At 55.1% G+C, this 19,085-nt stretch carries 18 protein-coding genes; 11 read left to right on the forward strand and 7 right to left on the reverse strand.

Going from position 1 to position 19,085, the window contains the following annotated elements:
• Complete coding sequence (locus ACY692_RS01500) at nt 1-1,221, reverse strand: M20 family metallo-hydrolase (RefSeq protein ID WP_462323558.1); 1,221 nt, start codon at nt 1,219-1,221, stop codon at nt 1-3.
• A gap of 98 nt (nt 1,222-1,319) precedes the next feature.
• Complete coding sequence (locus ACY692_RS01505; protein ID WP_462323559.1) at nt 1,320-1,595, reverse strand: PxxKW family cysteine-rich protein; 276 nt, start codon at nt 1,593-1,595, stop codon at nt 1,320-1,322.
• A gap of 349 nt (nt 1,596-1,944) precedes the next feature.
• On the opposite strand from ACY692_RS01505, the gene ACY692_RS01510 reads away from it, so the two are divergent.
• Nucleotides 1,945-2,322, forward strand: coding sequence for a molybdenum cofactor biosynthesis protein MoaE (locus ACY692_RS01510; RefSeq protein ID WP_462323560.1), 378 nt, complete (start codon nt 1,945-1,947; stop codon nt 2,320-2,322).
• 16 nt (nt 2,323-2,338) lie between these two features.
• Entirely contained in the window at nt 2,339-2,968 is a 630-nt protein-coding gene (locus ACY692_RS01515) for an OmpA family protein (RefSeq protein WP_462323561.1), read from the forward strand.
• A gap of 43 nt (nt 2,969-3,011) precedes the next feature.
• On the opposite strand, the gene ACY692_RS01520 is transcribed toward ACY692_RS01515, so the two are convergent.
• The 4 genes from ACY692_RS01520 to ACY692_RS01535 form a co-directional block, all read right to left on the reverse strand.
• Nucleotides 3,012-3,854, reverse strand: a complete 843-nt coding sequence (locus tag ACY692_RS01520; RefSeq protein ID WP_462323562.1) for a hypothetical protein — start codon at nt 3,852-3,854, stop codon at nt 3,012-3,014.
• Between the two features lie 10 nt (nt 3,855-3,864).
• A complete protein-coding gene (locus ACY692_RS01525; RefSeq protein WP_462323563.1) occupies nt 3,865-4,623 on the reverse strand; it encodes a 16S rRNA (uracil(1498)-N(3))-methyltransferase in 759 nt (252 codons plus the stop codon).
• A gap of 3 nt (nt 4,624-4,626) precedes the next feature.
• Nucleotides 4,627-5,706 (reverse strand): glycine cleavage system aminomethyltransferase GcvT, encoded by a 1,080-nt coding sequence (gcvT, locus tag ACY692_RS01530; protein WP_462323564.1) that lies wholly within the window; start codon nt 5,704-5,706, stop codon nt 4,627-4,629.
• Between the two features lie 87 nt (nt 5,707-5,793).
• Entirely contained in the window at nt 5,794-7,524 is a 1,731-nt protein-coding gene (locus tag ACY692_RS01535) for a hypothetical protein (RefSeq protein ID WP_462323565.1), read from the reverse strand.
• A 241-nt stretch (nt 7,525-7,765) separates the two neighbouring features.
• Here ACY692_RS01535 and ACY692_RS01540 point away from each other — a divergent pair, with 241 nt between their 5' ends.
• Nucleotides 7,766-8,770 (forward strand): GAF domain-containing protein, encoded by a 1,005-nt coding sequence (locus tag ACY692_RS01540; protein WP_462323566.1) that lies wholly within the window; start codon nt 7,766-7,768, stop codon nt 8,768-8,770.
• Nucleotides 8,771-9,072: 302 nt separating this feature from the next.
• Nucleotides 9,073-10,098, forward strand: coding sequence for a rod shape-determining protein MreB (gene mreB, locus ACY692_RS01545; RefSeq protein WP_462323567.1), 1,026 nt, complete (start codon nt 9,073-9,075; stop codon nt 10,096-10,098).
• A 67-nt stretch (nt 10,099-10,165) separates the two neighbouring features.
• On the opposite strand, the gene ACY692_RS01550 is transcribed toward mreB, so the two are convergent.
• Nucleotides 10,166-10,702 carry an NUDIX hydrolase gene (locus ACY692_RS01550; RefSeq protein ID WP_462323568.1) on the reverse strand — a complete coding sequence of 179 codons (537 nt, stop codon included), beginning with the start codon at nt 10,700-10,702 and terminating at the stop codon, nt 10,166-10,168.
• Nucleotides 10,703-10,737: 35 nt separating this feature from the next.
• On the opposite strand from ACY692_RS01550, the gene rimI reads away from it, so the two are divergent.
• The 7 genes from rimI to ACY692_RS01585 all read left to right on the forward strand — a co-directional run bounded on the left by rimI (nt 10,738) and on the right by ACY692_RS01585 (nt 19,076).
• Complete coding sequence (rimI, locus tag ACY692_RS01555) at nt 10,738-11,178, forward strand: ribosomal protein S18-alanine N-acetyltransferase (protein ID WP_462323569.1); 441 nt, start codon at nt 10,738-10,740, stop codon at nt 11,176-11,178.
• A 110-nt stretch (nt 11,179-11,288) separates the two neighbouring features.
• Nucleotides 11,289-13,247, forward strand: a complete 1,959-nt coding sequence (abc-f, locus tag ACY692_RS01560; protein WP_462323570.1) for a ribosomal protection-like ABC-F family protein — start codon at nt 11,289-11,291, stop codon at nt 13,245-13,247.
• Nucleotides 13,248-13,360: 113 nt separating this feature from the next.
• Nucleotides 13,361-13,759 carry a (deoxy)nucleoside triphosphate pyrophosphohydrolase gene (locus ACY692_RS01565; protein WP_462323571.1) on the forward strand — a complete coding sequence of 133 codons (399 nt, stop codon included), beginning with the start codon at nt 13,361-13,363 and terminating at the stop codon, nt 13,757-13,759.
• Between the two features lie 167 nt (nt 13,760-13,926).
• Nucleotides 13,927-15,633, forward strand: a complete 1,707-nt coding sequence (gene pilB / locus ACY692_RS01570) for a type IV-A pilus assembly ATPase PilB (RefSeq protein ID WP_462323572.1) — start codon at nt 13,927-13,929, stop codon at nt 15,631-15,633.
• A 134-nt stretch (nt 15,634-15,767) separates the two neighbouring features.
• Complete coding sequence (locus ACY692_RS01575) at nt 15,768-16,970, forward strand: type II secretion system F family protein (protein WP_462323573.1); 1,203 nt, start codon at nt 15,768-15,770, stop codon at nt 16,968-16,970.
• A 115-nt stretch (nt 16,971-17,085) separates the two neighbouring features.
• Entirely contained in the window at nt 17,086-17,970 is an 885-nt protein-coding gene (gene metF, locus ACY692_RS01580; protein WP_462323574.1) for a methylenetetrahydrofolate reductase [NAD(P)H], read from the forward strand.
• 77 nt (nt 17,971-18,047) lie between these two features.
• Nucleotides 18,048-19,076, forward strand: a complete 1,029-nt coding sequence (locus tag ACY692_RS01585; protein ID WP_462323575.1) for an aspartate-semialdehyde dehydrogenase — start codon at nt 18,048-18,050, stop codon at nt 19,074-19,076.
• Nucleotides 19,077-19,085: the final 9 nt, after the last annotated feature.

The raw sequence follows: 19,085 nt of genomic DNA on the forward strand, positions 1-19,085 counted from the left end.
CTAGAAAAGCAGGCAGGCCATGACCTGTGCGTCCTTGATGGTGTTGGAGATGGAGGACTGTTCGTTGGGCTGATGGGCGTAGTTCATCAGGGTGCTCCAGACAACGGCGGCATAGCCCTGCCGGCGTAGAAAGGCGGCTACGGTTCCCCCGCCGATACCCTGGGCGCGCCCCTCCACCTGATATATCTCTTGGATGGCCTCTTTGAGCCGGACGACGATATCGCTCCCGGGTTCGGTGGCCGGGGCGGCGTCCTCGCGCTGGACAACCTCGAAATCGACGGAGACCGAGTATTCCTCGGCCACCTCGTCACCTAGGCGGCGCATGGCCCCAAGGACATCATCCACGTTGACATGGGGCAGGACGCGTGAATCGATGTACACCACGTCACGTCCGGGCATGGTGTTGATATTGTCCACGTTGGATTCTTTCTTGGTCGGAGTGAAGGTGGATATGGGGGGGACAAAGATGGGGTCCTGGTCTGGGAAAATTTCGTGTAGCCGGTCCAGCTTGAGGACCAGAGCGGAGACCCCTTTCAAACTGTTGATACCGAGGTGGGGCCTTGATGCGTGGCATTGCTTGCCGGTGACCGTCGCCTTGACCCACAGCTGGCTTTTTTCCGCGATTTCGATCATTCCGGAATCTGGAGCCCCCCCATCGGGGATCAGGAACATATCATTTTCGTTGAACAGGTTGGCGTGATCCTTGACCAGGGCGTCTAATCCGTAACGGCTTCCCGTCTCTTCATCGGCCACAAAGACAAGACCCAGATTGATCGACGGCGTGCCCCCCTTTTCCAAGAGTGCCTTGGCCAGCAGGAGGGATGAAACCAACCCCTGGTGGTTGTCCTCGACCCCTCTTCCAAAGATGAGGTCGCCCTCGCGGTGGAGCTCGAACGGGGGGGTCTTCCAGAGGGTTCCGTCACCAACCGGGACCACATCGGTGTGGCTTATTATCCAGAGAGTTCTTGAGGGATCCCTGCCGGGAATCCTGGCCACGATATTTGGCCGATACCCACAATCGACACGGTTGTCCGGAACCTTGATCTCGAGGATATCGCTTATATCAAGGGTCTTGAGGTATCCCAACAGGTAATCGGCCTTGTTTTTTTCTCCTTGGCCACCACAGGTTGGCCCCAGAGCCGGGATGGCAACGAGGTCTCGCTGCAGGGAAACGGCCTCTTCGGTTGTATCTGCGAGATGATCGATAATGGTTTGGAGCATGGGAGTACCTCGTGGTGGTGGACCTGGTGGATACACAAGCGAACGGATTGGTCAAAGAAAAATCCGGCAGGACCGACCTGCCGGATTTCTTCCTGGGCTTAGCGGTTGCGTGCTGCCCTTTTTGAAGCCTTCAACGGGTTGATCTTGACCTTGCCGCCCTTGTCGACACTGGCCTTGACGTGGGTGGCAAAATTGCAAGCCCCGTGGGCCCACTTTTTGGACGGTTCCGGATAACTCATGCAGTATTTTTCGCCCTCGTATTCCGCGATGCGATCGCATCCGTTGCATTTCTCATCGATGGGCAGCAGAGTAAATCCGTTGAACTGCAGTCCCTCTTCCGTTTTGACAGCGCCTTCAAAATAATTGGTTGCCATGGGATATTCCTCCTGATCCTTGCAAAAATATATGCCGCACGTTGTGCCTCGGGGTGCGGCCATCCATCAATCATCCCCAAGGCGAACATTATTATATGCTGCGACCGAAATCGTGCAAACTATTTTTCATTATCATATTTTGTCAAGAAGAAAATATGGTGGGGTAGGTGGACATTGCAGGGGAAGGAATCCAAAAGAATTTGTCAGCCGCCCCGCATGGGTATATACACGAGGCCGGCACCTTGACGGACAGCTTCCCCCCAAGGGGGGGGGCTTGATCCGCTGCGGAAAAAGGGTCCCATGGTCTTTGGGGGACTGTACAAAAGAAAAAACCGCACAGGAGATGATAATGGATCTGACGGCTATGATCGAAGAAATCAGGCAGCATCCGCATTCGGATGACATCGGCATGATCCTCTCGCATTCCGGATATGTCCGCCGCCGGTCACGGGGGGGGCAGGAGGTCAAAGGATTCCGGGTCGACGTGGATTGGGCCAAGTGTGACCAGGTGATCACGGAAGGCCGTTCCCTGCCGGGCATCGTCGATATCAAGCTCGCGTTCAATGCCGGCAAGGTCCTATCGGTAGGTGAGCCGGTCATGCTCCTGGTCGTTGCCGGGGATATACGGGATAATGTTTTTTCCTGTCTCGAAAAAACCTTGAACCGGCTCGAGGAGGTCGGGGCCAAGACCAAGAGGGAGATTTTTCTCGAACAAACGGAAGCATAACCGGGAGGGGATGTCCATGCGCTATCTGGTTGGTGTACTTTTTTTATTGATGGTAGTGCCCGTGTGGGCGGGCGGTGAGTATTTCGCCTCGGACAGACAGGGGATTATTGACGGACTCACGACCGAAACCCGAACCCGGGGGCTGTCCACCCCGGGCAAGGTCCGTGCGCTCAGGGTACGCCCTGGTATGGAAAAATCCGAACGGATCGATCTGCAGGTGGATGGACAGCTTCCCACTGTCCGGATGCGTATTGAATTCGACAGAGACAGTGATGTGTTGCGGACGGCCTCCCTCCCTCTCCTCCATGAGTTGGGCGAGGCATTGAACGATCCCATGCTCATGGGCAAGGATATCCGTATTGCCGGACATACGGATTCCGACGGGAGCGGTGCATACAATCTCGATTTGAGCCTACGCAGGGCCGCGCGTGTGGCCGCCTGGCTCGACGAGCATGCCGGGGTAGACCCGGGTCTCGTGGAAATTGTGGGCTTTGGGGAGAATCTTCCCCTGGTGGCAAATTCCGGTCCGTCCAACAAACAGAAAAATCGCCGGGTCGAGATCAGTCTCAGATCGTTGGGGTTTGGGAAGGACGTGCTTGATTCCGGCCCAGGGGCTGGAGAACAATCCGGGGGCATGGCCTGGTAGAAGCGGATCTTCCCGGACCGGCTGCCGGTCCGGGAAGAGTGGATCAAGACGGTTTCCCGGACTCTTCCCCGGCTTCGTCCACGGAGATATCGAGGTCGTCCATTTCTATCTCCACGGTTCCGGAGGCGCAATGGGCCGCGGGGGGCTGTCTATCATCGTTCGGTCCGGCCCCATCGGTCGGTGGCTCTATGGTCAGTTCCGAAAGATCCACGGCGATCTGGTCGTCACCCTCTTCCGGGGCGGCATGGGCAGGGGCCTGCTGAAGGGGCGTGCTGTCGTGCGTTTTTGGTCCTTTCGAGGACATGGGCAGCTCGGGCTCTTCTTCGAGGCTGACGGATATCGGCTCCTCCTCTGGGGGGCGAGCCGTTGTTGTCGTTGCTGAACCGGTCTGGGCTGGCCGTGACTGTTCCGGAGCCCTGAGCATCTCTTCAAGACCGGGGACCAACAGATCATCGGATATCTCGGTCCCTTCGGATGGAGACGGGGGGGATGATCCGTCCTCCCGACCAGGGGGGGGGAGCTCTTGCCCGGGGGGGGACACGGTCATGGAAGGGGGCTCTTGGAACATCTCTTCCTCAAAGAGAAAGGTTTCTGTCTCCCCTGGTTTTTTCGACGCTGTGTCTTGGAAAACATCCTCCCGGTCTTCTTCAAGGACGAATTCTTCCTCGGCGGATCCTTCCGGATTGTTTTCAAGGGAAGGGGGATGGGATCGGGCCTCTGGGGGGGGCGGACCGCTCATCCCATTGGCGGATCCGAGCCAATCGCCCTTGGTCTCCTCTATCCACTGCAATCCGAGTTTCTTGCGGGGTGCCTCCCAGCTTTGTCCGCATTTTGGACAGGAATCCAGGTGATCGAACGAGTGATACCCACAATGTGTGCAGTACATACCCCACCTTCTATGGTTTGTGTTCAGCGGACTGCCGGGGGGAGCCGGATTGCAGACCCCAAAAGGCGATGCCCAGACACACGACCGCTGCTGTTTCCCAACGCAGAACCCGGTCCCCCAGGGAGACCCCCGTGCAACCATTCCCTTTCAGGATCTCTGTTTCCTTCTCGGAGAATCCGCCTTCCGGGCCGAGGATGATCAAAATATCGCCCTGTATCCGGGTGTCCTCGGGTGTGAGCAGCCTTGGGCAATCGGGATCTTCCCACAGGAAGATCCGGTTGGCAAAGGAATTGGTCGCCTCAAGGAGCCCTTCCAGCCCGGAACCATAGGTCGTTATTTCAGGAAGCCATGGATTGGCACATTGTTTGGCCGCAGCAATGCACCGGGCCGTCCATGTCTCCTTTACCCTGGATGGTACCCTGCCCTGGGAGAAATCTGATTGCCAGTATAAAATTCCCCAGGCCCCGAGCTCCACCGCCTTTTCCAGGAACCATCCCCGTTTGTTCGCCCTGTTCCAGGCCGGAGCGATCCAGGTACGTGTGGTCGGCATACAATGGGCGTGACTGGTCTGCTCTTCCAGCAATACCCTTTTTTTGGTGCACGAGGTCACCCTGAACACCCCTTCCCGGCCCTGCCCGTCGAATAGGCAGACCCTTGCGCCCACCGGGGTCCGGAGTACGGTCGTCAGGTGATGGGCCTCACTGCCCTCCAGGGTGAAGGGCGGGCCCCACATCCCCGGATGGAGATAAAATCTGTTTGTTCTGGACATCTCTTATAGTTTTTTTCGGGCTGTTCCCTGGGTGTAAAACGGCAGGGAAACTTTGTGGGCCTTGAGGACGGCGCGCCCTCTGATTTCAAAATCCGTTGCCGCGCTCTGTTCGGCCCGGACATAGGCCAGGGCGATGCAATGTCCAAGGGAAGGGGCAAAGGAGCCGCTGGTTACACGGCCGACCCTGGTGCCGTCGGGCAGAAAGACATCGTCCCCGTGCCGTGCCGACCGGCGTCCGGGAATGGCCAGGGGAACGATACGTTCACTGATAGTATTTTGGTAGGATTTTCCGATGTATTCAGCCTCTGATTTGAGAAAGAACCCACACCCGGCCTCCGCTGGGGTGTGTTCCGTATCCAGGTCCTGGCCATAGAGAGGGAGGCCGACCTCCAGGCGTAGGGTGTCCCTTGCCCCGAGCCCGGCCGGTTTGACATCGGGATGGTCGATGAACCGTTCCCATACCGAAAGGGCCTGGTCCGCGTCCATGTACAATTCATAGCCCAGTTCGCCGGTATAGCCGGTCCGGCTGATGAGTATGGATGTGCCGTCGAGGGTGCAGGTCGTGAATCTGAAATATCCCAGTTCCTTCCAGGGGCCTGGAATGATCGATGCGAGGACCTCCATGGATTTCGGGCCCTGGAGATCGATCTTGCCGGTCCTTGCGGATCTGTCCGTGATGGTCACCGAACCCGGCAGGTGGGAGATAAACCATTCATAATCGCTTTCGGTGCAGGCCCCGTTGACCACGATCATGAATTCATCCTCGTCCAATTTATAGATGATCAGGTCGTCGAGGATCCCCCCAAGCTGATTGAGGATGAAACCATACCGGCATTGGCCCGGGGACAGATTGTCAAGGTTGTGGGTGACGATGGTTGCAAGTGCTTGTGTTGCCCCGGCCCCCGTGACATGGAATTCTCCCATGTGACAGATATCGAAGAGGGATGCCTTTGAACGGGTGTGCTTGTGTTCGCCGAGGATTCCTTCGTACTGCACGGGCATTTCCCATCCTGCAAAGTCAACGAGTTTGCCGCCATTGTTTGTATGCCATCCGGTAAGGGGAGTGGTTGATAGCTGTCCCATGAGAGATCTCCTTGCTATGCTTGCTGGGTAGGTTATTCTGGATTGATGATACGTAGGTTGGATAATGTTATGGGGTGAAAGATCGGCTCACCGTTTGTCCATCCGTGATTTGCGTATGGCCTTGAGTTCGTCAACCAATGTGACCAGTCGACCGTAGAGTTTGCGGATATGCAGTCCGTATTTGGTCATGTTTTCTTCTTTGGTCTCAACATAGGTTTTACGCAAGTAGCGGTTGCCGATGGTCGCTTCACCAATGGCAATGGCCTTGGCCACCAGGGGATCGAAATATTGGACTATTTCGAATTTGAGCGTGGTCAGGGTCTGGATCATCTGTTCGAGCATCTGTTGATAGCCGATTTTTTTCCCCCGGAAAATCCGGTTGTGCAGGTTCTCTAGATGCTGTATTTTTCTTGCTTGCTGGATATGGGAGCAGGTCGACCTGACCTCTTGGTGCAATTCCCGGAGTTCGGCGAATTCATCACTGTATAACGGGTTGAGCAGGTAATGGTTGAGGACCTTGCTCACATTGGCGTAGAATTCGTTGGAATATCCGATGATTCTTCGTTGGTGTTTTGTCAGCCATGCCTGGAGGAACTTGAGGCGGTTGGCATGGGAATCGGTATTTTCGACGATCTCTTGTCGTTTATATTTTATTTTTCCCTTGAATTCCCCGCGTACAATGTCGTTGAGCTGCAGGGTCATCGAATAGGTGTCCTTGACAACGTTCCGGGATGTGCAACATTTTCCTGTTTTCGGGTGGATGATCTCCTGCTTGAGAACGGACAGGGCCCTGTCCTGCCGCACGTTGTTCCGCCCATATTTGTGCTGGATATAGGTCACTCTCAGGATGATGGCCTTTTTTTGCGGATGGATGAGGTATCCATGGTCCCTGAGGAAATCGATGACGTCCTTGTGCTGTTTGGAAATGTCCACAAGGGCAATTTTTTCGACCCGGGGATAGTTCTTGTTCTGCGCATGGGAATAAAAGGTCGTTATGGTCCGGTCGGATTGGCCCAGAACCCTGATGAGAAAGCGGTCCCCGGACTTGAAGAGCCGGCGGGCGAACAGCGCGGCCGAGGTGCGCCGTTCGGAAACGATCGGGAAACCATAGAGTTCCATTAAAAACTGGTACACGAATTCCCTGTTCCGTTCGTAGGTGAAATTGTCGTCCGGAGTGAATTTGCCGATGCGCAGTCCAAACCTCTTGAGTTCGGCGTCGATATCCGAGGGGAATGAAGCGTAGAGACCGGAGAGATAATAGCCATATTCGGCATCCAATGCCATGACATGTCCCCGGTCCATTTTGAGCAGAAAGGCGAGGATCTCCCCATAGTTTTCAAGACTGGTTATATCTTTTTTTTTGATAATCTTCTTGAATGGTTCGTGGAATCTTTTGGGGAGCCGTTCCAAAAAGACTTGGACATTTTTTGCCTGGATGGCTAGTTCGAGCGGACACGTCTGCCCGTTGATGGCCATGGGCTCGTCCGCGGGTGAGTGCAGGATGTCGAATTGGAAAATTTCGTTGAAATAGGAGACCGGTCTGTCAAAAGCGACCATGGAAAACCCCGGCAGGCCGGGATATTCAAACATATCGGATTCAAAGGAGGGCAGGAGTTCTCTTGGTTCGACCAAAGGGTATTTCTGCTGCTCGAAAAATGGCCGCAACAGACATTGTTTGGTTTGGACGAAATCAAGAATATTTTTCAGCTCCTCGAGAGATGAGGCCTGATCCGTGGACGATGCCCCGGGACCCCTCGAGGGGTCTGTGCTGGTATTGGAAAAGAAGGTTTTCCATGACGGACGTGTTTTGCTGGACATGACAGGGGTCTCCAGTTCAAATAATAGGAACAAATAGCAAGAAACATACTGATTTTCAATAAAAAAATAAAATTGACATGTTAAGAAAAATACTTCTATTCTTACATGTTGTGGTTCAGAAGATGGTAGGCTGCCGTGGTCTCCCCCCGTCAAGGTCTTTGGACGGCGGGCGCATGGCACAACCGCGCGCAGGTACCGTTTTGTTTGACCGGTCCACGCAAATTTTTATGGTCGTATCGAGATGATGAAACCAGAAGCCAGCCTTGAAAACCTGACCCAGATCGTGGGCAATATCTTTGAAGCCTACTCTGTTGCCGTTTTCCTGCCCAAGGAGGATGGGTACATTCTCAAAACCTGGTTTTCCCTGGGGAACGATATTGCTGCCAGGACATGCATAACACCGGGACAGGGACTTGTCGGTTGGATCATCCGCAACGAACAACCCCTGTTGGTCAGCAATTTCGACCAGAAAAAAAGTTTTCTTGGGTACTACAATAGGGGGGGGGAGGATAAGATAAAGACCTTTATGGGGAGCCCCATACCGCATATCGGCGGAGCCCTCTGCGTGGACAGCAAAAAGACCTATTCTTTTGTCGAGAAGGACCAAAAGATTCTTGGACAGTTTTCCAACCTTATCGCGATGACATGCAAGGACGGGGGGGAAAGGGGGTTTTCAAAAAAGGAGTCCTGCCTTTTTGAGTGCATGCAGATCCTGCCGCAATTGCGGGAACGTTTTCCCCGTTGGTCGTCATTTTTGCACCGTTTTTTGGATCTGCTCTCCCAGAGTACCGATTTTCCATATTGTTTTTTGGCGGTTAGAGATGAGTGGGGAAAAGGGTATTTTCTCGAAGGGTGGAACGACCCGGGGTTTGTCGTGCCGGAAAGAAAAAAGGAAAAATTCAAGATCGGTAGCGGGGTGGTAGGATGGACCTTCAAACACCAGCAACCTGTTTTTAGCCAGGAAGGGAGTACCGCTTCCGAGGGAGTGGCTCTTTTTGGCAAAGACCAGGGGCCGCTTATGAAGACCGTTATCTGTCTGCCCCTTGTCGTCCACAAGCGGACCCGGGGGGTACTGGTGCTGGCGGATAATGAAGGGCGTCCCATCGAACCCGCGCTGAAAAGATTTGCCGTGACCGTTGCCGACTATTTGGCCTTGTTTTTAGAGAATCTTTATCTTAAAAACCGGCTCCAGCAAAAAGCAGGCGGGGGGAGCAGTGGCCGGGCTGTCCCGGTGAAAAGTGACTGACGCCGGAGCACGGCACGGGTATACTCAACCAGAACCACTTTGAGACACGGAGTTTCCAAAATGGATTTTGGATGTACTTTCGGGGCAACCAAAATGGTAGGGGCTCCTGCAAGGGGTGCCCTTACGGACCGTCGCTTGGATCAGAGGTCCTCGTTTGGACCAGAGGTTCGATAACAACCCAACATTCCAATTTTTTTTGTTTAAATTGAGATGCCACCAAAATTTTGATCCGAATAGTTACCGTTTTGATACTATACAATTATGCGATGTTAGTTAGCATTCCAACAAAGTGAGCTGAAACGATGTTTCTGAGCCGTTTTTTTGGGTTTATGGGAAAGAATTTAGCAATGGACCTGGGTACGGCCAATACCCTTATGTACACGCCCAAAGACGGCATCGTGCTGAACGAGCCTTCGGTTGTCGCATTGGACAGCAGGACTGATGCGGTTTTGGCCGTGGGTAAGGAAGCAAAGGATTATCTCGGCCGTACACCGGAGAAGATCAGGGCCGTCCGACCGATGAAGGACGGCGTCATCGCTGATTTTGAGGTCACCAGGTCCATGATCTCCTATTTCGTGCACAAGGTCATTACGGGGATGAATCTGGTCAAGCCGAAGATGGTCATCTGTGTGCCCACCGGGATTACCCAGGTTGAAAAGCGGGCCGTTATAGAGTCTGCCCAGCAAGCGGGAGCCCGGGATGTCAAATTGGTCGAGGAACCCATGGCCGCGGCCATAGGAGCCGGTCTGCCCATCGAGGAGCCCCTCGGGAACATGGTCGTTGATATTGGCGGTGGGACGACCGAGGTCGCCGTCATTTCACTGTCCGCTGTGGCCTATGCCGAGTCGGTCCGGATCGCGGGCGATGAGATGAACGATGCTGTCCAGAGGTATCTGCAGGACGAGCACCAATTGCTCATCGGTGAAAATATGGCCGAGGATACCAAGATCAAGCTCGGTTCTGCTTATCCCCTGCCGGAGTCCTTGCACTATAGGATTTCCGGTAAAAATATCATGGATGGAACCCCCAACTCCGTCGTCCTTACCGATGGCCACATACGTAAAGCCATCAGGGAACCTATCAACGCCATTGTCATGGCCGTCAAGCGGGCTCTTGAAAAGACCCCCCCCGAGTTGGTCGCGGATATCGCCAACAATGGACTCCTCTTGGCAGGGGGTGGGGCATTGTTGCGCGGACTCGATGCCCTGATCATGGAGACGACCAACATTCGGGTCATTGTTGACGAAGACCCCTTGACTACCGTCTGCCGCGGAACCGGGGTGGCCATGGCCCAGGAGAAGACATTCGGCAAGGTCTATATCAACTAGATAATTCCTTCCCCTGCAAGAAGGCATCACGATGGTCCGGAAAGTCGGAGCAGAACGGCTTGGGGAACTATACCGGGGAGAAGAGGTCTCCCCGGCTCCAGAAGTAGATAACGTATGGGGTGAGGAGCTCCGGACAATGGGAAACGAGTCCGGCCACCTCGTCACGGTCCACTTTGAGGATTTCCCCTGAGGCGGTGTTTGCAAAAGACGGATCGGTCTGTTGCATCCTGAAGAGGTCAATGAACACCCGGCCTGTTGCCGGCCCCGGAGGGGTCGTATGCTTGAAGCGTAACCGAAAGGCGTTTGCGCGGATGTTTCCCGGCATTTTTTTTAGCAGACCGTCTGCTGCACTTTCTCCCGGCCGTACGTAAGTTGCGATGGCGAAATCAAGTCGGCCGGGATAATCCTCCCCGTCATCCTTCCGTTTCTGCAAACACAACTTGTTCTCCTTGTCGTACATAAGAAGAAGGGCCATGCGTGTAAAAAGGCCCTGACGCCGGACATCGTCGAGGTGCATTCCTCCGAGCGGTCGGTTGTTCTTGTCGACGACTTCGACAATGGCGGTGGCCTTTTTGTCGGTTGGAGTGGTGGTAAACGTATTCATGGAAAACCGTGTGCCGTTGCGAAGGATGGATGGGGATGGTTGACGTTCGTCTCTTGGATGTTCGGGATATCCCCGAGCTCGTCAAACTGGAAACCCTTTGTTTTCCGAGGCCTTGGACTGCCAAGGAGTTTGCCGCGTGTATGGCCCACGATCACTTCCGGGCACTGGGGATCGTATCGCTCAATGCGATTGTCGCGTACATCACTTTTTTTGTCTTGGTCGATGAACTGGAGATCGTCAACCTCGCTGTGCGCGAGGATCATAGACGACAGGGGCTGGGGCAGCGACTTTTGGCAAAAATTATCGAGTACAAGGAAAAGCGAGGATTGGAACGGATTGTCCTTGAGGTCAGAAAGTCCAACACCGCTGCTCGTCGGCTGTATACCCTAAACGGGTTCGTTCGCGTGGGTGTCCGTAAGGGGTATTATCCACCCGATGGAGAAGATGCCCTTGTTTTGGCCCACCTGTCGGAATAATCCCAAAACGGGGAGGGCCGATCCCTGTGGAATGGGGTGCTACAGGAAACATCTGTGGATACCTTTGCAAGCCGGAAGTAAAATCTTTTTATCCGCAATATTGGTAACCAATGCTACGTATCATTCTTGAGTCAATTTCAAAGGCATATTCCGGGACCGACCTGTTCGAGAATCTCAATATGGAAATCAGGGCGGGAGACCGGATGGCTATTGTCGGATCCAATGGGTGCGGCAAGTCCACGCTGATAAAAATCATTGCGGGAGAAATCCGTCCCGATGGGGGGAAGGTTTCCATCCCTTCCGGGGCTCGTCTCGGATATGTGGCCCAGGAGTTGAGTCCCAACGAGCTCGCCATGTCGCTCGAAGGGTTTGTCCTCGATGTCCTTCCCTCCTGGGGGGCGTTTTGGAAAAGGTGGCAGGCGGCGGTCAAGGCCGGGGACGACAAGGCGATCCGGGCCCTGGGAGACGAACAGCATGAACTCGAGCTCCGCTGCGGCTACAATCCCGAACACCAGGCCCGGGCTATTTTGCAGGGGCTGGGATTTTCGCGGGAACAATTCGACCGTCCCTTGTCGACCTTGAGCGGTGGGTGGAGGGAACGGGCAAAGCTGGCCCGGGTTCTTGTTGCCGGTGCGGATGTGCTCCTCCTTGACGAACCGACCAACCATCTGGACCTGGAGGCCGTGACTTGGCTGGAAGAGTATCTGCTCCATTACGAGGGGGTCCTGGTCTTTGTCGCCCATGACCGTTTTTTCCTTGATAATGTCGCCAATCGGATACTTTTTTTGGGGATGGAGAAGCCCGTTGTGCGTCCGGGCAATTTCGCCTCCTTCCTTGTCTGGCATCAGGAACACCTCCAGAGGGTCAGACACCAGGCCGAGATGTTGGGGGCGGAAATCGCCAAAAAAGAGGAATTCATTGCCCGATTCCGCTACAAGGCGACCAAGGCCGTCCAGGCACAGAGCCGTATCAAACAGGTGGATAAGCTCAAAAAACAACTTGCCGAGATGCAGCCGGAGGAAACTGGAGGGAAATCCCTCTCCTTTACGTGGCCCACGCCGACCCGGGGGAACAAGACCGTTTTGAGCGGGATCGATTTGAGCTTTGCCTATCCAGGCCATCCCCCGATTTTTCAAGGTTTGACCTTCCACCTCTATCGGGGGCAAAAGATCGCCCTTACCGGACCCAACGGCCAGGGGAAATCCACCCTGGTCAAACTCGTCATTGGCGAACTCTCCCCGGGCAAAGGGAGCGTTGCCCTCGGCAATCTCACCCGAGTGGGGTATTTCAGCCAGCACCAGGCCGATATGCTCCACGAGGACAATATTGTCCTGTCGGAGATTCGACGTCTTGCCGATCCGACAACAACAGATGAAGAGCTCAAGTCCGTTCTGGGACGGTTCATGCTTGGTGAGGGGTTTTGGGAAAAGAGCGTCGAAGATCTTTCGGGAGGGGAAAAGAACCGCCTTGTTCTGGCCTCTCTTTTTTTGAGCAAAGCCAATTTTTTTGTCCTCGACGAACCCACGAACCATCTCGACCTGGAAAGCAGGGAGGCCCTGGTCCGGGCCCTGCGCGACTTTCCGGGAACGCTTCTGCTGGTTGCCCATGACCGATACCTGCTTGAACACGTGGCCCATGAGGTTTGGGAGCTTGGACAGCAGGGACTGACCGTGTATCCGGATGGTTTTTCGTCCTACCGGATGGCCATGCAGGTTGGAACGGGAGATGATCAGGCCGATCCATCCCAAGAAATCGTCAAGGCCAACCGCAAGGAACAAAAGCGGCAAAAACGGGTGCAGGCAGAGCAGCGCAACCGGGTGTACAAGCTGCTCCAGCCCCTCAAGAAAAAATATGACAAACTCGAAGAGAGGTTGGAGACAAATCTCGAGGAACAGGAAAAACTCGAGGCCTGTCTCGCCGACCCAGCTACCTATGCCGACGGAGAACGGGTCAAGACCTTGAACAAGGATTTTGCCAGGGCCCGGGAGGAAGGAGATGGGTTGATGAGCGAATTGGCCTATCTTGAAAAGGAGATGCAGGAAATAGAGGGGCAGGCAGAGCCATCCTGATGTTTTTTTGCAAACAAAAAAAGGGTGGACCGGACTTGATCGTTCCTGGGGTGTACGCCGCCATCGCGGGTATTTAACAGCCTGTCTGCCAAACGTACGATAAAGAGGTTGTCATGGGCTATGTTCCTGTCGTGGCGGGAGTCGTCGTGCAAGAAGACGTGTTTCTGGCTGCCAAGCGTCCCCAGGGGGGGACCTTCCCGGGGTACTGGGAATTCCCCGGGGGCAAGGTGGAGCGGGACGAGATACTTGACCACGCCCTTGTCCGGGAACTCGACGAAGAACTGGGCATCGTCCCTGAGCGGTACAGGCTCTGGCAGGAAAAACGGAAGGTCTACGCCAACAATCTGCACGTATGGCTTTATTTTTTTATCGTCACTCGATTCCGTGGGGATCCGCGGCCCCGGGAGGGCCAGACAATCGCCTGGTTGACCCCTGAAGAGGCCATGTCCAAAAAATTTCTCGAGGCGGATGTCGATGTCCTCCACACCCTTTCAAGGCTTCTTGGCCGGTGAACCGGACCATGGACACCGGTTGGTTGGCGATGTACAGGTCGTACAAGGAGTTGCTGCCGGGAACGTGACCCTTCCCGGCCCTGTCGTCCGATCACCAGGCCCATGTATCGATCGATGCGCTGAGAGTCGTACAATACCTCCACTTCATATCTGGTAGACCGACAACCATGCAATCAAATATCATCCAGGCCCTTACCGAATGGGCCCAACTTTCCCAGGAACAGGTCAACACCGTCGAGGGGCTGCGCAAGAAACGGCGTCTCAATTTTCTTCAGGCCGCCTACAAGAGTGGCGTCATCAACGATGCCCAGTATGTCGAATTTTTGGCCCAGAGGCTGGGCATTCCCGCTGTGGCCCCCGTACATATGGTCGTTCCGGAGACCGTCATTGGTCTGGTCCCAAGGGATTTGCTCGAAAAGTACAGTGCAGCGCCCTTCCATATCAAGGGCAAGAAACTCTACCTGGCCATGTCCGAACCCGACGACATACTGGCTGTCGATGATATCCGGTTCATGACCGGACTCGATCCGATTGTCCATGTCGCCTCTCCCGCGGCCATTTCCAAGTGTATCGGACGGCTCAAGGAGGATGACGAGCCCGAAGATTTCGGGGATATTCAGGATGCCCTGTCAGACATGGAAGGCGAGGGCATGGAGTTCGAGTCGGGTGACGGCGAGGAGACGGATGACACCTCGACCCTCGAGGCCGCGACCCAGGCCCCTGTGGTCAAGATGGTCAATTTGATCATTATGGATGCCATCAAGAAAAAGGCTTCGGATATCCACATTGAACCGTATGAGAAGAATTTTCGGGTCCGTTTGCGTATCGATGGGATTCTGCACGAGGTCATGCGTCCCCCCATCCGGCTCAAGAATGCGATTATCTCAAGACTCAAGATCATGGCCCATCTCAATATCGCTGAGAAGCGGATCCCCCAGGACGGCCGTATCAAGGTCCGTACACCGGGGGGCAAGGAGATGGAATTCCGTGTGTCCATGCTCCCGACCCTGTTCGGGGAGAAGGTGGTCATGCGTCTGCTCGATAAATCGGCCCTCAAGGTCGATCTTTCCCAGTTGGGGTTTGAGGAGGGGTCGCTGACCACCCTGTCCAAGGCTGTGCATATGCCCTACGGAATGGTTCTGGTGACCGGACCGACCGGTTCGGGAAAGACGACCACTCTCTATTCGGTCATCTCGGAACTCAACGATGACGGGGTCAACATCTCCACGGCCGAGGATCCGGTAGAATTCAGCCTTCCCGGGGTCAACCAGGTGCTGGTGAAAGAGGACGTCGGGCTCTCTTTTGCCGCAGCCCTACGCTCGTTCCTGCGCCAGGATCCGGACATCATCCTCGTGGGTGAGATCCGTGACCTCGAAACAGCGGAAATAGCTATCAAGGCGGCCCTGACCGGGCATCTCGTGCTCTCCACTCTGCACACCAACGACGCCCCCAGCACCTTGACGCGACTGCTCAATATGGGGGTGGATGGATTCCTCGTGGCCTCGTCGGTCAACGTGATCGTTGCCCAGAGGCTTGTGCGCAAACTCTGTCCCTTCTGTCGTCGCAAGGTCGACCCGGATCGGGAAAAGCTCGCCCAGTTGGGCATGTCCCCGGAAGAGATCGACGGGGCGACCATCTATGAACCGGCAGGATGTACGGAGTGCAACGAGTCCGGATACAAGGGCAGGCTCGGTGTTTATGAGGTCCTTGAAATGACCGCGGAGATGCAGGAATTGGTTCTGGAGGGCAAAAGTGTTCTCGAAATACGGGAGCTTGCCATGGAGCAGGGGATGATGACCCTCCGCGAGAGTGCATTGCAAAAATTACAGACCGGGGTCACATCGGTCCAGGAGGTCATGCGGGTGACCGTGTAGGAACGGTGAGCCCGTCAGGGTTGGTTGGGGAAAATGCGGTCCCGTCCCACAGGTTTTTACAGGCCCGTGGTCAGGCCATGGTGTACCGGAAGAAAACCATTTGATCCGCCTGATCATGGGAACAGGAGCGAACTATGCCCATTTTTATGTACAAGGCCAAAAACAGGAGTGGGAGGAAGGTCAAGGGCGATCTGGACGTCTCTTCCTTGGAGGTGGCCAAGACGGCACTCCAACGCAAGGGTTTCACCCAAATACGTGTAAAACCCCGTCCCAAGGATCTCCTGGAGGGCACTTTCCTGGAAGAGGGAGTAAAATCCAGAGACATGGTCGTTTTTTCCCGACAGTTCGCGACCATGATCAACTCGGGCGTTCCCATTCTCCAGTCGTTGCAGGTAATGTGTGAGCAGACGGAAAACGGGAAGCTCCGCAGGGCCTTGTACACGATACGCAACGCCATCGAGGGGGGCAGTTCCCTGTTCGATGCCATGCGACGGTTCCCGGATATTTTTGATACCCTGTACGTGAACATGGTCAATGCCGGTGAGATCGGTGGTATTCTCGATATCGTCCTCACGAGGCTTTCCGAGTATATCGAAAAGGCGGCCAAGCTCAAAGCCAAGGTCAAAGGGGCTATGATCTATCCCGGAGTGGTCGTCACGGTCGCTGTCGCGGTCGTGGCCATCATTTTGATTTTCGTTATCCCAACCTTTGAAACCATGTTCAAGGATTTTGGCGGGGCGCTCCCCGTGCCGACCCAGATCGTCATCAATCTGAGTCGGTTTGTGCAGGGGAATTTTCTCATGCTGGTCGCGTGCGTCATCGCCTTGTTTGTGGCCTTCAAATTTTTTTACAAGTGGGAGCGGGGAAAAATTCTAGTGGACAGGTGGGTTCTGTTTCTGCCCGTGTTTGGTCCCTTGCTGCGCAAGGTCGCCGTCGCCAGATTCAGCAGAACCATGAGTACCATGATCGCCAGTGGGGTACCAATTCTCGCCGCCCTGGATATCGTCGCCAAGACATCGGGAAACAAGACCGTGGAACTCGGTGTGCTCGAAGCGGCCAGAAGTATCGCCGAGGGCCAGACGCTGGCCGATCCCCTCGACGCGACAGGGGTCTTTCCGCCCATGGTCATCCACATGATTTCCATCGGCGAGTCAACGGGTGCCCTGGATGCGATGCTGGAAAAAATCGCGGACTTCTACGATGACGAAGTCGATGTCGCTGTCGAGTCGTTGACCGCCCTCATCGAGCCCTTGATGATCGTGTTTTTGGGTGTGGTCGTTGGCGGACTTGTTGTGAGTATGTATCTCCCCATCTTCAAGATCGGGGAGACTATCTAAGGGGTTCCACAGCCCGGTCCCTGGCCCCGTCCATATGTTGTAGACGGACACCAAAGGGAACGGGGGTGTTTCTTCCCCGCCTCTTATTCGTTAACAGATTGAAAGGAGATAGCTTTTGAAAATCGGTGAACTTCTGGAACACGACCGGCCCTTTGTCTCTTTGGAGTTTTTTCCGCCCAAGGAGAGGGGGGCCTGGCCGGGTTTTTTCGATGTGGTCAGAGAACTCAAGGCCACCCACCCCTTGTTCGCCTCGGTAACCTATGGGGCGGGGGGGACGAGCCAGACCAACACCCTGGAGATCGCCACCCGGCTCAAACAGGAATACGGTCTCGAACCCCTGGCGCATTTTACCTGTGTCGGGGCCTCGGAATCCCGTTTGCGGAGTTTTTTGGACGGATTGACCCATGGTGGTATTGAAAATGTTTTGGCCTTGCGCGGGGATCCGCCCCGCGGCGAAAAGAAATTCAGGGCTTCGGATAGCCGTTTTACGTATGCGGTCGATCTCGTCAGGTTCATCCGTAAAGAATATCCGCATCTGTGTATCGGCGTTGCCGGGTACCCCGAGACCCATCCCGAGACCCCGGATCCGGACAAGGACATCCATTTCCTCAAGGACAAAATCGATGCGGGCGCCGATTTCGTGGTCACGCAGCTTTTTTTCGACAACACCATTTATTTTGATTTTGTGGACAAGGCGCGTTCTATCGGCATCACCCAACCCATCATTCCCGGAGTCCTTCCGGTTGCCAGTCTTACCGGATTGAAACGTATGGTCGGTTTTTGTGGTGCCTCGGTCCCCCGGGACTATCTGCAGGATCTTGAAATGGTCCAAAAGCGGTATGGCGATCCGGCCGTTCGTGGCCTTGGACTTGGGTATGCATCGGCACAGGTGAGAGACTTGCTCGACCGTGGTGCCCCGGGCGTGCATTTGTACACATTGAACAAGGCGGAAACCTGCCTGGAAATCGTACACCGGAATGTTGGGTTGCATGGGGCGTGATGACCGGGCCTGCACCGGTGGACGGTTGCCGAGGACAAATAAAATATTTTTGATTGTTGAATACACGGGGAGAAACGATGCAAAATGCTGAACTGGTGGTAGGCGTTATCGGGGCCGGGGGGATTGTTGGCCGCGAGATACTCGCCACCCTGGAAGAGCGGGAATTTCCCGCTGACCGGATCATTCCCTTTGCCGATGCCCAGGAAACAACGGATGTCGTCACCTTTGACGACCGGGAGGTGAATGTCGAACCCTTGAGCCATGCCGACCTGAGCACCCTGGATCTTGTTTTTTTTGCCGGGGACAGAACATTTGCCAGACAATGGGCCCCTGCGGCCAGAGGGGCCGGTGCCGTTGTTGTCGATGTCACCGGTGAATGGAGCAATGACCCCTCGGTCCCCTTGGTCGTTCCCGGGGTCAATGGGGACGCATTGGAGACATGCCGCGGGATTGTTGCCAGCCCAAGCCCCTCGACCGTGCAGCTCCTGGTGGCACTGGCCCCACTCCATGAAACCTACGGGATCGAGCGTGCTGTCGTTTCGACGTACCAGGCTGTATCCGGGGCGGGCCAGTCGGGTATCGAGGAATTGGAAACGCAGATTCGGCAACTCCTGAATTGTCAGGAGGCGGAAAGTTCGGTCTTCCCGTACCAGATGGCTTTCAATTGTCTTCCCCAGGTAGGGCCCTTTGGCGAAGACGAGTATACGGACGAGGAACAAACCGTGATGGCCGCGGCCAAAAGAATCCTGGGCGATGACGCATTGTCCGTGACAATGACCGCCTGCTGGGTTCCTGTTCTCTTTGGGCATAGCCAATCAGTGCATATCGAAACCCGTGAAGAGATAGTTCCCAAGGACGCCCGGGCCGTCTTGAGTCAGGCCAGGGGGGTGACTGTTTTCGACAATCCGGAAGAAGGAATGTACCCGATGCCACTGGTGGTCTCGGGGCACGACGATGTCTTGGTGGGACGGATCCGCAATGACCCATCCTCGGCCCGGGGCCTCAACCTGTGGACCGTTAGCGATAATCTTCGACGGGGTTCGGCCATCACTGCGGTCGAGATAGGCGAACTCCTTGCGGAGAAAGAATTGATCCGGAAAATATGAATCGCTGGC

The organism is Desulfoplanes sp. (assembly GCF_054921335.1).